This window comes from Flavobacterium pygoscelis (genome assembly GCF_023162025.1).
GTDB classification, from domain to species: Bacteria; Bacteroidota; Bacteroidia; order Flavobacteriales; family Flavobacteriaceae; genus Flavobacterium; species Flavobacterium pygoscelis.
Map to the genome: position 1 here is coordinate 11,462 of NZ_JALNUB010000017.1, position 2,184 is coordinate 13,645.

Annotated in this window: 2 protein-coding genes; both read right to left on the minus strand. The window is 28.6% G+C overall.

The annotated features are described in order from the left end of the window. Positions 1–643 precede the first annotated feature (643 nt). On the minus strand, positions 644–1,186 hold the full coding sequence (locus MW871_RS15680) for a hypothetical protein (protein ID WP_248429342.1): 543 nt from the start codon (positions 1,184–1,186) through the stop codon (positions 644–646). Positions 1,187–1,334: 148 nt separating this feature from the next. Next, positions 1,335–2,087: a hypothetical protein gene (locus MW871_RS15685; RefSeq protein ID WP_248429343.1), complete on the minus strand. Its 753-nt coding sequence runs from the start codon at positions 2,085–2,087 to the stop codon at positions 1,335–1,337. Between the last annotated feature and the right edge of the window lie 97 nt (positions 2,088–2,184).

A 2,184-nucleotide genomic window follows, 5' to 3' on the forward strand; every position in this document is an offset into this window, starting at 1 on the left:
CGAACTTCGTAACCGATTTCTTTCGGCTAAGATAGAATATCTTGCGAAAGAAAAATATGAATTAACTACAAAATTCGCAATCTCGCCAAACGGCTGTTATGCGTTCGGCAGTATATGTTCTATGTTTGTACATTCCAATTTATTCCAATTGGCTTTTCCAAATTTAATTATTTTATTAAGTTTTAAACATCTATTTTGATCTTAAAAATCTAAAAAAAAATCGCGAAAATTTTACTTTTCAAGTTTCTAATTTCCATTTTAATATTCAGCCAATTTTATCAAGTTTTTGTTTTACACAAACTTAATCAAATTCCAATATTTAAGTTTCTACATTCTACAAACTTAATCAACTTCTAATTTTCAGGTTTCTGCTTTACGCATACTTGATCAAGTTTCATTTTCAAGTTTTAAAAGCCAAAAAAATCGATAAAAAATTCGCTTTTAAAGTTTTGCAATTCAGTTTTCAAGCTTTAATTTCTTCTTTTTCTGTGCGATCCAACCTGCTGACGCATAACGTTTCGCGGCTTGCAGAAGTGGCGAACTTCGGAACCGAGTTTTTTCTGCTAAGAAAAAATTTCTTGCGAAAGATAAACGTGAATTTAGCACATATTTCGCCATTTTTGCAAACCGCTGTTGTACATAGTTATTTTTTTGTCAGATAGTCTAAATTCCAACTTTTAGCAATACTATCAATTTCTATTTCATTCAATTCCTTTTCCATTCTTGGTTTTGATTCATAATAAAAGAATCTGCCTTTTCTTTTTAAAATTGAATCGCCAATTATGGTACTAAAAATATTTAATTGCATAATTTTTCCATCCCCATTTTTTTTTCGGAATCCGTCATTCTCATCATTCAAAATAAAACCGTCTTTTTCCGATGGTGTTACATTTTTATAAATATGTAGAATTTCATTTTCATTTGGCGTTTTTTTCCAAGAACTCCATCCATTTCCAAAAAATCCATCATCATGTCTATTTCGTGCTTTCATATATTCATCTATAATCGGGACATGTAAAGCTTTTCTCAATTCATTAGCTTTTACTCCATAATTCAGATTTTTAATCTCATTTCTATTATCATAATAGTGGTAAGTAAAATAAATTCCAAAAATCAGAAGGGCAATTTTAAAGAAATATTTTCTCATTTGTTGCATTAAGTTATTAAATTCTTCCTTTTTTTTCATAATTATGTACAACGTCTTGGCGCTACAAGCGGTTTGCGGGTTTTGAAACTGCGTATTTTCGGCTTAACGAAAATAGGATTAAAAAACGGTAATTCCACTAAATCCGCAAATCGCTTGTAACGGCTGTTACCAGAAGTTATTTCTTTTTTTAGAGATAAAATTGGCTTAAAAAACTTGAGTTTTCTTTTTCACTTTTGTAGAAATAAATTCCAATTATTAGTTTTCTATTTTCTGTAACTTCATTTTTTAAGATTTCTTCTGTTCTTGTCCATTCTGTTGTAGATAAGATATCCATCAGTTTTTTGTCAATTGGATTTTCAAATCCACTTATTTGTTTAACATTTGTTATCTTCAAATTTGAATCAAAGTTTATTTCATAAATTCCATATTCTTTATCTAGTTTTATTCCTTTAAATTCTTCTAATTTTTTAGATAATGTTCCTTTTTCACGATAATTAATTTTGTCTGTTAAATTTATTCCTTGTGTTTTAAAAATTTTTAAAATTTCTAATTCTCGTACTTGTTTTTTTAAGTTGCTTTTTTTCAAATAAAGTAAACCGGAACACATTCCAATAGTATATTTTCCATTATTATTTTTCTGAGCATAAATAATTAGTTCAGTATTTTCCGGAATAAAAATAGAACAAGAACTTCCCATATTTCCATCGCTTCTTCCATTGATATAAATTGATTTTAAACTCTCTCCTTTGTAAAGTTCATTAATGATAATATCTGCTTTGTAAATCTCTTTTGAATCTACATTTTTGTAATTTTTAATGATTTTTACTTTAGCGACAAATTCAGATTGAATATACTTTTCAGTTATGCTTTGGTCGTTACATATACACGCATAATTTGCGATTGAAAATAGAAACGTAATTATTTGCAGTGTTTTTCTCATAATTTCTGGTAACGTCTTGGCGCTTGGCGAGGTTGCGAACTTCGTAACCGAGTTCTTTCGGCTAAGATAGAATATCTTGCGAAAGCAAAACATGAAT

What these genes read in the sequence shown, in the direction of transcription:
- MW871_RS15680 (WP_248429342.1), bottom strand. Translation starts at nt 1,186, where the DNA reads ATGAAAAAAAAGGAAGAATTTAATAACTTAATGCAACAAATGAGAAAA.
- MW871_RS15685 (WP_248429343.1), bottom strand. Translation starts at nt 2,087, where the DNA reads ATGAGAAAAACACTGCAAATAATTACGTTTCTATTTTCAATCGCAAAT.